The organism is Micromonospora sp. CPCC 205546, assembly GCF_036902715.1.
Taxonomy (GTDB): domain Bacteria; phylum Actinomycetota; class Actinomycetes; order Mycobacteriales; family Micromonosporaceae; genus Micromonospora.
The window spans coordinates 1-16,442 of record NZ_JBAKHL010000002.1 but is presented as its reverse complement, the minus strand read 5'-3'; the positions used below and the strand labels follow the sequence as shown (position 1 = coordinate 16,442).

Annotated in this window: 13 protein-coding genes; 11 read left to right on the top strand and 2 right to left on the bottom strand. The window is 74.0% G+C overall.

What is annotated here, in order from left to right:
- Positions 1 to 99: 99 nt before the first annotated feature.
- Positions 100 to 1,884, top strand: coding sequence for a hypothetical protein (locus V6U77_RS01385; protein ID WP_334604235.1), 1,785 nt, complete (start codon positions 100 to 102; stop codon positions 1,882 to 1,884).
- A 46-nt stretch (positions 1,885 to 1,930) separates the two neighbouring features.
- Here the strand turns inward: V6U77_RS01385 and V6U77_RS01380 are convergent, their stop codons facing one another.
- Positions 1,931 to 3,091 (bottom strand): NADH-quinone oxidoreductase subunit D, encoded by a 1,161-nt coding sequence (locus V6U77_RS01380; protein WP_334604234.1) that lies wholly within the window; start codon positions 3,089 to 3,091, stop codon positions 1,931 to 1,933.
- 5 nt (positions 3,092 to 3,096) lie between these two features.
- Positions 3,097 to 4,197 carry an SAM-dependent methyltransferase gene (locus tag V6U77_RS01375; protein ID WP_334604233.1) on the bottom strand — a complete coding sequence of 367 codons (1,101 nt, stop codon included), beginning with the start codon at positions 4,195 to 4,197 and terminating at the stop codon, positions 3,097 to 3,099.
- A gap of 183 nt (positions 4,198 to 4,380) precedes the next feature.
- Between V6U77_RS01375 and V6U77_RS01370 the strand changes: the two genes are divergently transcribed.
- From V6U77_RS01370 to V6U77_RS01325, 10 genes are all read left to right on the top strand, one after another.
- Entirely contained in the window at positions 4,381 to 5,334 is a 954-nt protein-coding gene (locus V6U77_RS01370; RefSeq protein WP_334604232.1) for a Rossmann-like and DUF2520 domain-containing protein, read from the top strand.
- Between the two features lie 29 nt (positions 5,335 to 5,363).
- Positions 5,364 to 6,212: a pantoate--beta-alanine ligase gene (panC, locus tag V6U77_RS01365; protein ID WP_334604237.1), complete on the top strand. Its 849-nt coding sequence runs from the start codon at positions 5,364 to 5,366 to the stop codon at positions 6,210 to 6,212.
- Positions 6,213 to 6,246: 34 nt separating this feature from the next.
- Positions 6,247 to 6,672: an aspartate 1-decarboxylase gene (panD, locus tag V6U77_RS01360; protein WP_334604231.1), complete on the top strand. Its 426-nt coding sequence runs from the start codon at positions 6,247 to 6,249 to the stop codon at positions 6,670 to 6,672.
- Between the two features lie 171 nt (positions 6,673 to 6,843).
- Positions 6,844 to 7,737, top strand: a complete 894-nt coding sequence (locus V6U77_RS01355; RefSeq protein ID WP_334604230.1) for a septum formation family protein — start codon at positions 6,844 to 6,846, stop codon at positions 7,735 to 7,737.
- 83 nt (positions 7,738 to 7,820) lie between these two features.
- Entirely contained in the window at positions 7,821 to 9,515 is a 1,695-nt protein-coding gene (locus V6U77_RS01350; protein WP_334604229.1) for an L-aspartate oxidase, read from the top strand.
- Entirely contained in the window at positions 9,512 to 10,408 is an 897-nt protein-coding gene (gene nadC / locus V6U77_RS01345) for a carboxylating nicotinate-nucleotide diphosphorylase (protein ID WP_334604228.1), read from the top strand. The genes V6U77_RS01350 and nadC overlap by 4 nt, the downstream gene beginning before the upstream one ends.
- A gap of 32 nt (positions 10,409 to 10,440) precedes the next feature.
- Positions 10,441 to 11,199 (top strand): type III pantothenate kinase, encoded by a 759-nt coding sequence (locus tag V6U77_RS01340; RefSeq protein WP_334604226.1) that lies wholly within the window; start codon positions 10,441 to 10,443, stop codon positions 11,197 to 11,199.
- Between the two features lie 207 nt (positions 11,200 to 11,406).
- Positions 11,407 to 12,915 (top strand): lysine--tRNA ligase, encoded by a 1,509-nt coding sequence (gene lysS / locus V6U77_RS01335; RefSeq protein WP_334604225.1) that lies wholly within the window; start codon positions 11,407 to 11,409, stop codon positions 12,913 to 12,915.
- A 109-nt stretch (positions 12,916 to 13,024) separates the two neighbouring features.
- A complete protein-coding gene (locus V6U77_RS01330; RefSeq protein ID WP_334604224.1) occupies positions 13,025 to 13,375 on the top strand; it encodes a histone-like nucleoid-structuring protein Lsr2 in 351 nt (116 codons plus the stop codon).
- 459 nt (positions 13,376 to 13,834) lie between these two features.
- Positions 13,835 to 16,366, top strand: coding sequence for an ATP-dependent Clp protease ATP-binding subunit (locus V6U77_RS01325; protein WP_334604236.1), 2,532 nt, complete (start codon positions 13,835 to 13,837; stop codon positions 16,364 to 16,366).
- The last annotated feature ends 76 nt before the right edge of the window (positions 16,367 to 16,442 follow it).

Here is a 16,442-nt window from a genome sequence, read left to right as displayed (position 1 = left end):
TCACCCGGCCCCCGCGGGCGCGCCACCGCGCGCGGCGGGCCCCGCCCCGCCCCGCTCGCCCTTTCCCGGGCGGGGAGACGCTCGGTAGGCTGCGGACCCATGCCAGCCCCGGTCGCCCCCGCCGACAAGCGCAGTCCGTCGCTGTTCACCGTGCTCTTCTGGGTCGGTGTCGCCCTGGCGCCGGTGGCCGCGTCGATCCTGCTCGTCGCCGACGGCAACGGCCCGCTCCGGTTCGCCGCGGTGCTCGCCATCGTGGCCGTCGTCCTGATCGGTCTGTCGATCGCGCTGCGCGCCGACGGTGCGGGCCCGGCCCGGACCGAGGAGCTGCTGGACGAGGTCGAGCAGCTCCGCCGCGAGTTGCGTGCGGAGATCGTGGCCGCCGCCCAGCGCGGCAACCAGGCCCTCGACCACGCCCAGCGGGCCCAGGAGGAGATCACCGCCCTACGGCGGCGGCTGGACGCCAGCAGCGCCGCGCTGGCCGGGGTCGACGCCCCGGTCGGTGCCGCCCGGGCCCGGGCAGCCGTCGACGACGCGGTCGCCGACCGGGGGCGGGTGCCGGAGGAGGACGACGCGGTGCCCCGCCGGGGACGCGCCGACCGGGACGACGAGGTTCCCGCCCGCAGGCCGCAGCCGTCCCCGCGCCCCGAGCGGGCCGCGCCCGCCCCGGCCGGCGCGTACGACGCGGACGGCCCGGCTGCGGGACCGACCGGCGGGTACGGCGCGGACCGGCCGGCCGCCGGCGGAACGGCCCGGGTGTACGGGGCGGCCCGGCCCGCGGAGCCCGGAAGCCCACCGGCGGCCCGCCCGCTCGGGGTGGTGCGGCACACCGAGACCGTGCACGTCACCACCCGGCACACCGTCGTGGACGGCACCGCACCGGTTCCCGGGGAGCGGGGCGCCCGGTACGGCGGCGGGTACGCGGGACGCTGGTCGTCGGCGCCGGAGGAGGGTTCGTGGGCGGGTGACCCGGACGCCCGTTCCTGGGCCGGCGGCGAGGGGCACGCCGACCAGGACGACCGGCCCCGCCACGACGATCGGCCCCGCCACGACGTGCGGTCAGGCCACGACGACCTGCCCCGCCACGACGAGGGACCCCGTCACGACGTCCGGTCAGGCCGCGACGTCCCACGCCACGACGACCGGCCCCGCCAGGAGGCCGAAGTGTGGCCGGGACCCGGGGCCGCCGCCCGGGGCGACCGGCCGCGGCCGACCCGGACCGGTGACCGGGAGTGGTCCGCCCCGCCCGGCGAGCGCGAGTGGTCGGGCGAGCGGGAGTGGCCGGGCAGGCATGACGAGCGCGGACAGCGGTGGGACGGTCCGGGGCGGGGCGGTGCGCGTGGACCGGGCTGGGAGCCGCCGGCCGGACCGCCCGCGCACGACCGGCCGTACCCGCCCGGCGAGCCGGGGACGGAGGGTGGGGAGTACTGGTCGCAGCTTCGCGCCGGGGACCGGTGGGCCGCGGTACGGGACGACGAGCAGGGCCGGGAGCTGCGGGTCGGGGAGCGGCGTGCCGAGCTGCACGCCGACGCCAGCGGCACCGAGTACCGGGTGGCGGACCGCTGGGCCTCGGTCCGGCGGGACGAGCCGCCCCGGGCTCCGGACCGCGCCGACGACCGGTGGCGCGGGGGCTGGCCGGAGCCGGACGGCGCCCCGGCCTTGCCGGCCGGCGGGGTGCCGGTGCCCGACGAGTGGCATCCGCCCCGCCAGCGGGGGCAGCAGCCCGAGCCGCGGCACGACGCCCGCCGGCCCGAGCCGCACCGCACCCGTCGGGCGGAGCCCGAGCCGCAGCGCTACGGCCGGCGACAGGAGGAGCACTACGGCTACCCGCCGCGGGACGACGAGCCCCGCGCGGGCGGCGCCCACGACACCGACCGCTGGCGTTGATCCCGGCCGGCGCTGACCCGGCCGGCCGTCTGCGGGCGGGGCCGGGTCACTTGTCGATGTCGCCGACCACGAAGAACATCGAGCCGAGGATGGCGATCAGGTCCGGCACCAGGCAGCCGGGAAGCAGGGTGGCCAGCGCCTGCACGTTCGCGTACGACGCGGTGCGCAGCTTCAGCCGCCACGGCGTCTTCTCGCCCCGGGAGACCAGGTAGTAGCCGTTGATGCCGAGCGGGTTCTCGGTCCAGGCGTAGGTGTGCCCCTCGGGGGCCTTGAGCACCTTCGGCAGCCGGGTGTTGATCGGCCCGGTGAGCTGGTCCACCCGGTCCAGGCACTGCTCGGCGAGGTCGAGCGAGGCGTACACCTGGTCGAGCAGCACCTCGAAGCGGGCGTGGCAGTCCCCGGCGGTCTTCGTCACCACCGGCACGTCGAGCTGGTCGTAGGCCAGGTAGGGCTCGTCGCGGCGTAGGTCGAGGTCGAGGCCGGAGGCCCGGGCGACGGGCCCGGACGCGCCGAACGCGGCGGCGTCCGCTGCGGAGAGCACCCCGACGCCGACCGTACGGGCCAGGAAGATGTCGTTGCGCCGAATGAGGTCGTCCAGGTCCGGCATCCGCCGGCGGACCTCGGCGATGGCGGCCCGCGCCCGGCCGGTCCAGCCGGCGGGCACCTCCTCCTTGAGCCCGCCCACCCGGTTGAACATGTAGTGGATCCGGCCGCCGGAGACCTCCTCCATCACCGCCTGGATGGTCTCCCGCTCGCGGAAGGCGTAGAACATCGGCGTGATCGCGCCGATCTCCAGCGGGTAGGAGCCGAGGAACATCAGGTGGTTGAGCACCCGGTTCAGCTCGGCCAGCGCCATCCGCAGCCAGGTGGCCCGCTCGGGCACCTCCATGCCCATCAGCCGTTCCACGGCGAGCACCACGCCCAGCTCGTTGGAGAAGGCCGAGAGCCAGTCGTGCCGGTTGGCCAGCACGATGATCTGCCGGTAGTCGCGGACCTCGAACAGCTTCTCCGCGCCCCGGTGCATGTAGCCGACGATCGGCTCGCAGGCCACCACCCGCTCGCCGTCGAGCACCAGCCTGAGCCGGAGCACGCCGTGCGTGGAGGGGTGCTGCGGCCCGATGTTGAGCACCATGTCGGTGCCGAGCTGCTCGCCGCCGGCCCCGGTGCCGACGGTCAGCTCGCGGAGATCGCCGGCGTCCGTGGTCATGACCGTTATCGTGCCATGAACCGCGCTGGGTCGACCCCGACCGGTTGCCGCAGCCACCAGTGCCCGCCCAACCCGGCCGGGTCGGTCAGCTCGGCCACCGACGACGCCTCGGCGAGCGCCCGCACGTAGCCGGCCGGGTCGCGGGCGGCCAAGCTGAGCGGCGGTCGCCCGCCGTCGGCCCCGAGCGCCCGCAGGGCCTCCCGCTGCGACCCCAGGTCGTACGCGCACCCGGCGACCGTGGCACCGGCGGAGGCGACCGAGTCGACGGCGACGTGCGCGGTGACGTCGCGGCTCCCGTCCGGCACCGGGGGCACCTGTCGCCCGCCCCGGTACCCGGTCAACGTCCCGTCCACGGGCCGGCCGTCCCGCAGGTGCCCGTAGTCCACGGCCACCGCCAGCCCCCGGTGCACCCTGCCGACCGCCCCGGCCCAGGCTTCGTCGCGGGTGCGGCCGATCTCGGCCCGCGCGCCGGCCGGGTGCCGGCGTCCCGGCCTCGCCCCGTCGGCCCCGGCCGGCTGCGTCGGCCACCACCGGGCGAGCCAGTCGGCGTCGGCGGGGTCGACGGGGTCGCCCACGGTCTCCTCTCCGGTGACCGGGTCGACCAGCAGGTACCGCCAGCCGTCCCCGGCGCGCGTCGCCACGTCGAGCGGCACGTTGTCCAGCCACTCGGTGGCCACCAGCAGCCCGGTGATCCCGGCGGGGATCTCGTCCACCCATTCGATCTCCTCCGCGAGGCCGACGGGCCGGGCCGCCTTCTCGACGGCGGTGAGGCGTACCCGGGCAGCGAGCGGAACCGGCGTGCGGGACGCGGTGGCCACGGGCGGCGATCCGGGCGCGGGCGACGAGGCGGCCGAGCCGGTCCCCAACGCGGCCGAGAGCCCGCGTAGCAGCTCGCCCCGGCCCGCCCCCACGTCGACGACGCGCAGGTCGCGGGGGTGGTCGAGGGCGGCGTCGACCCGCTCGACGAGCCGCGACAGCGCGTCGGCGAAGGCCGGGGAGGCGTGCACGCTGGTGCGAAAGTGGCCGGCCGGACCCGACCCGGAGACGAAGAAGCCGCCCGGCCCGTAGAGCGCCCGGTCCATCGCCTCCCGCCAGCGGATCGGCATCAGTTCGTTCCCCGTGCAGCGTGCGTCACCGGGCCGACCCTACGCAGCCGCTCGGGTACGCACGCCCGCCCCACCCCGCCGGTGCCATCGGTGAACGTTTTCACACATCCTTGTCCCGGTTCCGTGACCCCGGCGCATACTTGCGATCGACCGGTACCCCTTCTCGAGGACTGGATCGTCGCCATGAGCGCACCCCTGCGCCCGCGCCCGGCCGCCCCCCACGGGGCCGCCGTCCCGCCGGCCGCCACCCCCCGTCTCCTCTCCGTCGGCGTCGTCGGCCCCGGCCGGGTCGGTGCCGTGCTGGGCGCCGCGTTCGCCGCCGCCGGGCACCGGGTCGTCGCCGTCACGGCCGGCTCGGGCGCCTCCCGGGCCCGGGCGGCACTGCTGCTTCCCGGCGTGCCCCGCCGCTCCGCCGCGGCCGTCGCGCGGGCGGCCACCGACCTGCTGCTGCTCGCCGTCCCGGACGACGCGCTCGCCGGGGTGGTCGCCGCCCTGGCCGACGGCGGCGCGCTGCGCCCCGGTCAGGTGGTCGCGCACACCTCCGGCGCGCACGGGCTGGCCGTGCTCGCCCCCGCCGCCGCGGCGGGCGCCCGCCCGCTGGCCCTGCACCCCGCGATGACCTTCACCGGTACGCCGGACGACCTCGCCCGGCTGGCCGGCATCTCGTACGGGGTGACCGCCCCGGCGGAGCTGCGTCCCCTGGCCGCCCGGCTGGTCGCCGACCTCGGCGGGGTGCCGGAGTGGGTGGGCGAGGCGGACCGGCCGCTCTACCACGCGGCGCTGGCGCACGGCGCCAACCACCTGGTGACCCTGGTGAACGAGGCGGCCGACCGGCTGCGCGACGCCGGGGTGACCCAGCCGGAGAAGGTGCTCGCCCCGCTGCTGCGGGCCGCCCTGGAGAACGCGCTGCGCCTCGGCGACGACGCGCTGACCGGGCCGGTGTCGCGGGGCGACGCCGGCACGGTCGAGCGGCACCTGGCCAGGCTCGCCGCGACCGCCCCCGAGTCGGTCGCGCCCTACCTGGCCCTGGCCCGGCGTACGGCCGACCGGGCCATCGCGGCGGGCCGGCTGCGGCCGGTCGACGCGGAGTCGCTGCTCGGCGTGCTCGCCGGCGACCGGCGGGAGGTGGCGGCGTGACCGGGCCGACGCTGGACGGAGGGGACCGCGTGACGGAACTGGTGCACGGCCGGGCCGAACTGGCGGCGGCGCGGGACGGGCTGAAGGGCACCGTCGGTGTCGTGATGACCATGGGCGCGCTGCATTCCGGGCACGAGACGCTGCTGCGGGCGGCCCGGGAACGGGCCGACCACGTGATCGTCACGATCTTCGTCAACCCGTTGCAGTTCGGCCCGAACGAGGACTTCGACCGCTACCCGCGCACCCTCGACGCCGACCTGGAGATCTGCCGGCGGGCCGGCGCGGACCTGGTCTTCGCCCCCGCGGTGACGGACATGTACCCGGACGGCCAGCCCCGGGTCCGGGTGAACCCGGGCCCGCTCGGCGAGGAGCTGGAGGGGCAGAGCCGTCCCGGCTTCTTCCACGGGGTGCTGACGGTGGTGCTGAAGCTGCTCCAGCTCACCCGCCCCGACCTGACGTTCTTCGGCGAGAAGGACTACCAGCAGCTGACCCTGGTGCGGCGGATGGCCCGGGATCTCGACGTGCCGGTCGAGGTGGTCGGGGTGCCGACCGTGCGGGAGCCGGACGGACTGGCCATGTCCAGCCGCAACCGCTACCTCTCCCCGGCCGAGCGGGAGGCCGCGTTGAGCCTGTCGGCGGCGTTGCGCGCCGGGGCCCGGGCCGCCGACGAGGGCGGTGACGCCGGGGCGGTGCTCGCCGCCGCGCACGCGGACTTCGGCGCCGGTACGCCCGGCGCGCGGCTCGACTACCTGGTGCTCACCGACCCGGACCTGGAACCGGGGCCGGTCTCCGGGCCGGCGCGGCTGCTCGTCGCCGCCTGGGTGGGCGCCACCCGGCTGATCGACAACGCGGCGATCCGGCTCGCCCCCCGTTCCTGAACCGACCCCCACCATCTTTGCGAAAGGCATCCCGATGCTGCGCACCATGCTCAAGTCGAAGATCCACCGGGCCACGGTGACCCAGGCCGACCTGCACTACGTCGGTTCGGTGACCGTCGACGAGGACCTGCTCGACGCCGCCGACCTGATCCCCGGCGAGCAGGTGGCGATCGTGGACATCACCAACGGGGCCCGGCTGGAGACGTACGTGATCCCGGGCGAGCGGGGCAGCGGCGTGATCGGCATCAACGGCGCCGCCGCCCACCTGGTGCACCCGGGGGACCTGGTCATCCTCATCTCGTACGGGCAGATGGACGACGCCGAGGCCCGGGCGTACCGGCCCCGGGTGGTGCACGTCGACGCCGACAACCGGGTCGTCGAGCTGAACACCGACCCGACGACCGCCGCCCCCGGCACCGCCGGCGCTCCCGTCCCCAACCCCTTCGCCGCCGCCGTCTGACCCGTCCGCTCCCGGCTTCGCACGGTTCCTCCGGGGCGGGCGTCCGCGGCGGTCTGCCCCGTCAGGTGCGTGCGGCGACGGAAGTGGGCGCACGTACGGTCTGTCACCGGAAGGTCGTCCCTGGGTAGTCTGGTTCCCCGTCGACAGACGCGGGTGGCTGGGGGAGGCCGCATGCGCCGTGCGATGAGTGCCCTGCTCGCTGCCGTCGCCGCGGCCGCTCTCCTGGCCGGCTGCGCCGACGCCGGCGGGCTGGACGGCAACCTGGTCGACGACTGGGCGGCCCCACCCGCTCCCGGGCCCTTCACCCCCGCCCCCGGGGTGTGCCAGGTGGCCGACTTCGCCGACGTGCTGACTCTGGCGGCGTACGCGCCGGTGGACTGCGCCACGCCGCACCGGGTCGAGACCGTGCACGTCGGCGCCTTCCCGGCCGGCCGGCCCGCCCCGCCGCCGGGCGGCTCGGTCGAGTTGCGGGGCGCCTTCGCCGACTGCGACGCCCGCGCGACCGGTCACGTGGGCGCCGACTGGCGGTCGGGGCGGCTGCGGCTGGCGGTGGCGGTGCCGTCCGCGACGGGCTGGATGGCCGGCGCCCGCTGGTACCGGTGCGACCTGTCCGAGGTGAGCACCGCCGAGGCCGCCGCCACGGTGGTGGTCCGCACCGGCAGCCTGCGGGACGCGCTGCGCGGGCCGTCCCCGCTGCGGCTGGGCTGCCAGCAGGCCCGATCCGGCGGCGGGTCGGTACGGACGCTGCTCCCGGTCGACTGCGCCACCAGGCACGACGCCGAGTTCGTCGGGGTGTGGCGGGCGCCGGACCGCCCGTACCCGACCCGCGCCGCCGACTGGGCCCCGCTGTACGCCGGCTGCCGTACCGTGCTCGGCCGCTACGTGGGGGTGCCCGACGACGCCGACCTGCGCTTCCGCAGCGGCGTGGTGGTACGCCCGCCGGGGACGGGCCGGTGGCGCGTGGGCGACCGGGGCGTCCGCTGCTACCTCTGGCTCGACGACCGTACGGTGACCGGCTCGCTGCGGGGCGCGGGCCCGGCGGCCCTGCCGGTCCGGACGAGGTAGGTCGCGCGACGGTCGGGAGCGGCCCGGGCCGCTCACCCCGCCCCCGACGCACGCCGTGAGGATGCTTCGGGTTGACTGTGGGCATGGAGTTCCCGACCGTCGACCTGCCGGCGCTGCCCAGACTGCTGACGGCCCCCGCCCCCGGCTGGGTGGAGACCACCGACGTCATCGTGGTCGGTTCCGGGGTGGCGGGCCTGACCGCCGCGCTGCACCTGCGTGAGGCGGGGCTGCACGTCACGGTGGTCACCAAGGTCAACATCGACGAGGGGTCGACCCGCTGGGCGCAGGGCGGCATCGCCGCCGTGCTCGACCCGCACGACACCCCGACCGCGCACGCCTCGGACACCGAGATCGCCGGCGTCGGGCTCTGCGACCCGGCGGCGGTACGGGTGCTGGTCGAGGAGGGCCCGACCCGGCTGCGCGAACTGATGCGGATCGGGGCCGAGTTCGACCGCAACCCGGACGGTTCGCTGATGCTCACCCGCGAGGGCGGGCACCGGGCCGACCGGATCGTGCACGCCGGCGGCGACGCCACCGGGGCCGAGGTGCAGCGCGCCCTGCACGCCGCCGTCCGCCGTGACCCCTGGATCCGGCTGGTCGAGCACGCCCTGGTGCTGGACCTGCTGCGCGCCCCCGGGAACGGCCCGGACGGGCTGGGCCCGGCCTGCGGCATCACCCTGCACGTGCTCGGCGAGGGCAGCGAGGACGGCGTGGGCGCCATCCTGGCCCGGGCGGTCGTCCTGGCCACCGGCGGGATGGGCCAGATCTACGCGGCCACCACCAACCCGGCGGTGTCGACCGGGGACGGGGTGGCCCTCGCGATGCGGGCCGGCGCGGCGGTGACCGACGTCGAGTTCGTCCAGTTCCACCCGACCGCGCTGATCACGCCGGGCGGTGCCGGCGTGCCCGGCGCCGGGCACGCCCAGCAGCCGCTGGTCTCCGAGGCGTTGCGCGGCGAGGGCGCCCACCTGGTCGACGGCGACGGCAAGCGGTTCATGGTCGGGCAGCACGAGCTGGCCGAGCTGGCGCCGCGCGACGTGGTGGCCAAGGGCATCCACCGGGTCCTGCTCGCCACCGGGGCGGACCACGTCTTCCTCGACGCCCGGCACCTGGGCGGCGACTTCCTGACCCGGCGCTTCCCGACCATCGTCGCGTCCTGCCTCGCCATCGGGGTGGACCCGGCGACGGACCTGATCCCGGTCGCCCCGGCGGCGCACTACGCCTCCGGGGGCGTCCGCACCGACCTGCGCGGCCGCACCTCCATCCCCGGCCTGTACGCCTGCGGCGAGGTCGCCTGCACCGGCGTGCACGGCGCGAACCGGCTGGCCAGCAACTCGCTGCTGGAGGGGCTCGTCTTCTCCCGGCGGATCGCCGAGGACATCGCCGCCGGCCTGCCCGAGCAGGCCCAGCCGGCGCCGACCGGGGCCTGGGTGGGCGGCGAGGGCTGGGTGGTGCCGGCCGAGGCGACGCCGACCTTGCAGCGGGCGATGACCCGGGGCGCGGGCGTGCTCCGCTCGGCGGACACCCTCGCCGCGACCGCCGGCGTGCTGACCGGGCTCGGCGAGGGCCGGGGCCGGCCCCGGACGGCCGACTGGGAGGCGACGAACCTGATCACCGTGGCGTCGACGCTGGTCGGCGCCGCGTACGCCCGCCGGGAGACCCGGGGCTGCCACTGGCGGGAGGACTTCCCGACGGCCGACGAGCGGTGGCACGGCCACCTCGTGGGCGCGATCGGGGCGCAGGGCCGACTGACGCGAGCGTGGGAGGGGACCCGATGACGGAGTCGACGGAACGGGCACTGCGGGACGCGGGCCTGGACCCGGCGCAGGTGCGGCGGGTGATCGAGGGCGCGCTCGCCGAGGACCTGGGGCCGGACCTGCTCGACGTCACCAGCGTCGCCACCATTCCGGCGGAGCAGACCGACACGGCCGACCTGGTGGCACGCGCCGACGGGGTGGTGGCCGGGCTGGCCGTGGCGGCGGCCGTGTTCGAGCTGGTGGGAGAGGCGACCGGCGCCGACCGTACGGTCGAGGTGTCCGTGGTGGCCCACGACGGCGCGCGGGTGGCGCGCGGCGACGTGCTGGCCACGGTGACCGGCCCGACCCGGCTGCTGCTCACCGCCGAGCGGACGGCGCTCAACCTGCTCTGCCGGATGTCGGGGGTGGCCACCCACACCCGGGCCTGGGCGGACGCCCTGGCCGGCACCAAGGCGATGGTGCTGGACACCCGCAAGACCACCCCGGGCCTGCGCGCCCTGGAGAAGTACGCGGTCCGCGCCGGCGGTGGCACGAACAAGCGGATGGGCCTGCACGACGTCGCGATGATCAAGGACAACCACAAGCTGGCGGCGGGCGGCGTCCCGGCGGCCTTCCGCCGGGTCCGGGAGGCGTTCCCGGACGTGCCGGTGCAGGTCGAGGTGGACACGGTCGCCGAGGCCCTGGAGGCGGTCGAGGCCGGGGCGGACTTCCTGCTGCTGGACAACATGACCCCGGAGATGCTCACCGAGGTGGTCGCGTCGGTGGGGGACCGGGCCGAGCTGGAGGCGACCGGCGGGCTGACCCTCGACGTGGCGGCGCGGTACGCGGCGACCGGCGTCGACTTCCTGTCGGTGGGCGCCCTGACGCACTCCTCGCCGATCCTCGACATCGCCATGGACCTGCGCACCGGGTGAACCGGCGGCCGGCCGTTGTCTAGGCTGCGTGCGTGCTGCTCTGCATCGACATCGGAAACACCAACACCGTGCTGGCGACCTTCGACGGCGACAAGCTGGTGCACTCCTGGCGGATCAAGACCGACGCGCGGTCGACCGCCGACGAGCTGGGCCTGAAGTTCCGCGGGCTGCTCGCCGGCGACGCCGTGGAGATCACCGGGGTCGCGGCCTGCTCCACGGTGCCCGCCGCGCTGCGTTCGCTGCGCACCATGCTGTCCCGCTACTACGCGGACCTGCCGAGCGTGATCGTCGAGCCCGGGGTGCGCACCGGGGTGCAGCTCGCCATCGACAACCCGAAGGAGGTGGGCGCCGACCGGGTGGTGAACACCCTGGCGGCGTACACCCTCTACGGCGGGCCGTCGATCGTCGTGGACTTCGGCACCACCACCAACTTCGACGTGATCAGCGCCCGGGGGGAGTTCCTCGGCGGCGCCTTCGCCCCGGGCATCGAGATCTCCTTCGACGCGCTCGCCGCCCGGGCCGCCCAGCTGCGCAAGGTGGAGGCGACGAAGCCCCGCTCGGTGATCGGCAAGAACACCGTGGAGTGCCTCCAGTCCGGCCTCTACTTCGGCTTCGCCGGGCAGGTGGACCGGATCGTCGAGCGGATGATCGAGGAGCTGGGCGGGGTGAGTGCCGTGATCGCCACCGGCGGGCTGGCCTCGCTGGTGATCAACGAGTGCCGCACGATCACCCACCACGAGCCGATGATCACCCTGATCGGCCTGCGGATGGTCTACGAGCGCAACCTCTGAGCCCGACCGCCGCCGGGGTCGGGCCCCGACCGGGCGGCGGCGCCGTCCGGGCCCGACGCGCGGGCGTGCGGTACGGCGACGAGGCCGCGCGGGACGGCCGGAAGTGGGGACGGTCATGCCGGCCGGTCATCCCGTAACGCCCTCCGAGCGCCTTGAGTACGCTCGGGGCCTGACCCCGCCCGAGATCTCCTCCTGAGGAAGCGTGCCGTGACCGAGCAGAACCCCGTGCCAGTCGATCCCGCCGACGACCTTCCCGAGCAGATGAAGGTCCGCCGGGAGAAGCGGGACCGGATGCTCGCCGAGGGCGTCGAGCCGTACCCGATCGGGTTCCCCCGGACCAGCACGCTGGCCGAGATCCGCGAGAAGTACGCCGAGCTGGCCACCGACACCGCCACGGGCGACCAGGTCTCGGTCACCGGCCGGGTGATCTTCGTACGCAACACCGGAAAGCTCTGCTTCGCCACCCTGCGCGACGGCGACGGCACCGAGCTGCAGGCCATGCTCTCCCTCGACCGGGTCGGCGCCGACCGGCTGGACGACTGGAAGCGCCTGGTCGACCTCGGTGACCTCGTCGGGGTGACCGGCGAGGTGATCACCAGCCGGCGCGGCGAGCTGTCGGTGCTGGTCGAGCAGTGGGCGGTCACGGCGAAGGCGCTGCGCCCGCTCCCGGTGGCGCACAAGCCGTTGAGCGAGGAGGCGCGCGTCCGGCAGCGCTACGTGGACCTCATCGTCCGGCCGCAGGCCCGCCAGATGGTGCGTACCCGGGCCGCGACCGTGCGAAGCCTGCGGGACTCGTTGCACGGCCGGGGCTTCATCGAGGTCGAGACCCCGATGCTGCAGCTGCTGCACGGCGGCGCGGCGGCCCGGCCATTCGTGACCCACAGCAATGCGCTCAACACCGATCTGTATCTACGAATCGCCCCGGAACTGTTTCTCAAGCGGGCCGTCGTCGGCGGCGTCGACCGGGCCTTCGAGATCAACCGCAACTTCCGTAATGAGGGTGTCGACTCTTCGCACTCGCCGGAGTTCGCGATGCTCGAGGCATACGAGGCCTACGGCGACTACGACACCATGGCCGAGCTGACCCGGAATCTGGTGCAGCAGGCGGCGATCGCGGTCAGCGGCTCGACCGTCGTGACGCACGCCGACGGCCGGGAGTTCGATCTCGGTGGCGAGTGGCGCTCGGTGACCCTCTTCGGGGTGCTTTCCGAGGCGCTCGGCGAAGAGGTCACCGTACGCACCGAGCGGCCCCGCCTGGTGGAGTACGCCGACAAGGTGGGTCTGGCGGTCGACCCGAAGTGGGGACCGGGCAAGCTGGCGGAGGAACTGTTCGAGGAGCTGGTGGTGCCGGGACTGACGGCGCCCACCTTCGTCCGCGACTACCCGGAGGAGACGAGCCCGCTGACCCGGGCGCACCGCAGCGAGCCCGGACTGGCCGAGAAGTGGGACCTCTACGTGCTCGGTTTCGAACTCGGGACCGCGTACTCCGAGCTGGTGGACCCGGTGGTGCAGCGGGAGCGGCTGGTGGCCCAGGCCCAGCTCGCCGCCCGCGGCGACGACGAGGCCATGCGGCTGGACGAGGACTTCCTGCGGGCGATGGAGTACGGAATGCCGCCGGCCGGGGGTATGGGAATGGGAATCGACCGGCTGTTGATGGCGCTGACCGGCCTGGGAATTCGGGAAACCATCCTCTTCCCCCTGGTTCGCCCCGAGTAGTCGCGCATCTCCACCGGGTCGTTACCGCATCCTATTGACGCGGCAAGCGTCGGGCGGGTTATCGTGCTCTCAGATTGCAGGAGCACCCTGCTCGAAAGGAATGTGGGACGTGGCCAAGCAGATCATTCATAAGCTGGTCGATGACCTGGACGGCGGGGACGCTGACGAGACGGTCAAGTTCGCCCTCGACGGCGTTCAGTACGAGATCGACCTGTCGAGCCCGAACGCCGAGAAATTGCGTGACGTATTCGCGCCGTACATCGCCCACGGCACCAAGGTGGGCAGGGGCGGGGTCGTCGTCGGCGGTCGGGCCGCGCGCGGTCGCGGTGGTGCCACCGCCGACCGGGAGCAGAACAAGGCGATCCGCGCCTGGGCCAAGAAGGCCGGCAAGGACATCTCCGACCGGGGCCGGATCCCGCAGGAGATCGTCGACGAGTACCACGCCAAGGCCGGTCACTGACCGCAGCGACGGGCGACACCGACGCCGGGCCGGAGCACGACTCCGGGCCGGCGTCGCCGTATCCGCCGCGCGACCGGCTCCGAGCGGGAAGAATTCCGTCGCGGCGGTCGTTGTCCACAGCCGGTGGAGAGTCTGTCCACAGCCTGTGGACGACTCCCCGGGCGGCCCGGATCCGGGCGGCGCCGGCACCGGCGGGACCCGCGGGACGGGTTCCGCGACGTGGTCGAATTTCGCTCTGCGCGTACAGGTAGGGGTACCGGAACACCCCCTGAGCGCGGACGGTTGTGCAAAACGACGCGTACACGGCCTCCCGCGGGGAGACACGACCTCAGCGGAGTCGGTTCGCGGCGATAGAGTAAGGAGGCACGGACGCCCGTCCCGGTCGTCCGAGCACCGGCCCCGCCACGACTTCTTGACCATCAAGATCGAGTGCGCACGGCACGTGAGGAGCACGAGGGCATGTTCGAGCGGTTCACCGACCGAGCGCGACGGGTTGTCGTCCTGGCCCAAGAAGAGGCCCGGATGCTCAACCACAACTACATCGGTACGGAACACATCCTGCTGGGCCTGATCCACGAGGGTGAGGGCGTCGCCGCCAAGGCTCTGGAGAGCCTCGGCATCTCCCTGGAGGGTGTGCGACAGCAGGTCGAGGAGATCATCGGCCAGGGTCAGCAGGCGCCGAGCGGGCACATCCCGTTCACGCCGCGGGCCAAGAAGGTGCTGGAGCTGTCGCTGCGCGAGGCGCTGCAGCTCGGCCACAACTACATCGGCACGGAGCACATCCTGCTCGGTCTGATCCGCGAGGGTGAGGGCGTCGCCGCCCAGGTGCTGGTCAAGCTCGGCGCCGACCTCAACCGGGTCCGCCAGCAGGTGATCCAGCTGCTCTCGGGCTACCAGGGCAAGGAGCCGGCCGCCGCGGGCGCCGCGCCGGGCGAGGCCGCGCCGTCCACCAGCCTCGTGCTGGACCAGTTCGGCCGCAACCTGACCCAGGCCGCCCGCGAGGGCAAGCTCGACCCGGTCATCGGGCGCGAGAAGGAAATCGAGCGGGTCATGCAGGTGCTCTCCCGCCGTACCAAGAACAACCCGGTCCTGATCGGTGAGCCCGGCGTCGGCAAGACCGCCGTGGTGGAGGGGCTGTCCCAGAAGATCATCAAGGGCGAGGTGCCCGAGACGCTGAAGGACAAGCAGCTCTACACGCTCGACCTCGGTGCCCTGGTCGCCGGTTCCCGCTACCGCGGTGACTTCGAGGAGCGCCTGAAGAAGGTGCTCAAGGAGATCCGCACGCGGGGCGACATCATCCTCTTCATCGACGAGATCCACACCCTGGTCGGCGCTGGCGCCGCCGAGGGCGCGATCGACGCGGCGAGCATCCTGAAGCCGATGCTGGCCCGCGGCGAGCTGCAGACCATCGGCGCGACCACGCTCGACGAATACCGCAAGCACCTGGAGAAGGACGCCGCCCTCGAGCGCCGCTTCCAGCCGATCCAGGTGGGTGAGCCGTCGCTGGCGCACACCATCGAGATCCTCAAGGGCCTGCGGGACCGCTACGAGGCGCACCACCGGGTGAGCATCACCGACGCCGCTCTCGTGGCCGCCGCGACGCTGGCCGACCGCTACATCTCCGACCGCTTCCTGCCGGACAAGGCGATCGACCTGATCGACGAGGCCGGTGCCCGGATGCGGATCCGCCGGATGACCGCGCCGCCGGACCTGCGCGACTTCGACGAGCGCATCGCCCAGGTGCGCCGCGACAAGGAGTCCGCGATCGACGCGCAGGACTTCGAGCGCGCCGCCCAGCTGCGCGACAAGGAGAAGCAGCTCCTCGGCCAGAAGGCCCAGCGGGAGAAGGAGTGGAAGGCCGGTGACCTGGACGTCGTCAGCGAGGTCGACGACGAGCAGATCGCCGAGGTGCTCGGTAACTGGACCGGCATCCCGGTCTACAAGCTGACCGAGGAGGAGACCTCGCGCCTGCTGCGCATGGAGGACGAGCTGCACAAGCGCGTCATCGGCCAGGAGGACGCGGTCAAGGCGGTCTCGAAGGCGATCCGGCGTACCCGCGCCGGCCTGAAGGACCCGAAGCGTCCGTCGGGCTCGTTCATCTTCGCCGGCCCGTCCGGTGTGGGTAAGACCGAGCTCTCCAAGGCGCTGGCCGAGTTCCTGTTCGGCAGCGAGGACGCCCTCATCCAGCTCGACATGTCCGAGTTCCACGACCGCTACACGGTCTCCCGGCTGGTGGGTGCCCCTCCCGGCTACGTCGGCTACGACGAGGGCGGCCAGCTGACCGAGAAGGTGCGGCGTCGGCCGTTCTCGGTGGTCCTCTTCGACGAGATCGAAAAGGCCCACCCGGACGTGTTCAACACGCTGCTCCAGATCCTGGAGGACGGTCGGCTCACCGACGGTCAGGGCCGGATCGTGGACTTCAAGAACACGGTCATCATCCTGACCACCAACCTGGGCACCCGCGACGTCGCCAAGGCGGTCTCGCTCGGCTTCCAGGCGTCGGAGGACTCCGAGTCCACCTACGACCGGATGAAGCAGAAGGTCAACGACGAGCTCAAGCAGCACTTCCGGCCTGAGTTCCTGAACCGGATCGACGACACCATCGTCTTCCACCAGCTGCGCCAGCAGGAGATCCTGTCGATCGTCGACATCATGATCCAGCGGATCGAGGGCCAGCTGCGGAACAAGGACATGGGTCTGGAGCTGACCGACAACGCCAAGAAGTACCTGGCGAAGAAGGGCTTCGACCCGGTGCTCGGTGCGCGTCCGCTGCGTCGCACGATCCAGCGCGACATCGAGGACAACCTGTCCGAGCGGATCCTGTTCAACGAGCTGATCCCGGGTCAGATCGTGGTGGTGGACTGCGAGGGCGATCCGGAGGACGTCGACAAGTCCAAGCTCGTCTTCACGGGGGCGGACCGGCCGGCCACCGTGCCGGACGCCGTCCCGGCCGACCTCGGCGGCACCGCCGCCGCAGGCGCGGACGAGTAGGGCAGAACAGCACGAGGGTGGAGGGCCCCTGGGGACACCCACCCCCCCGGCGCCCCCCTTGCCTCCCCCCCCCCCC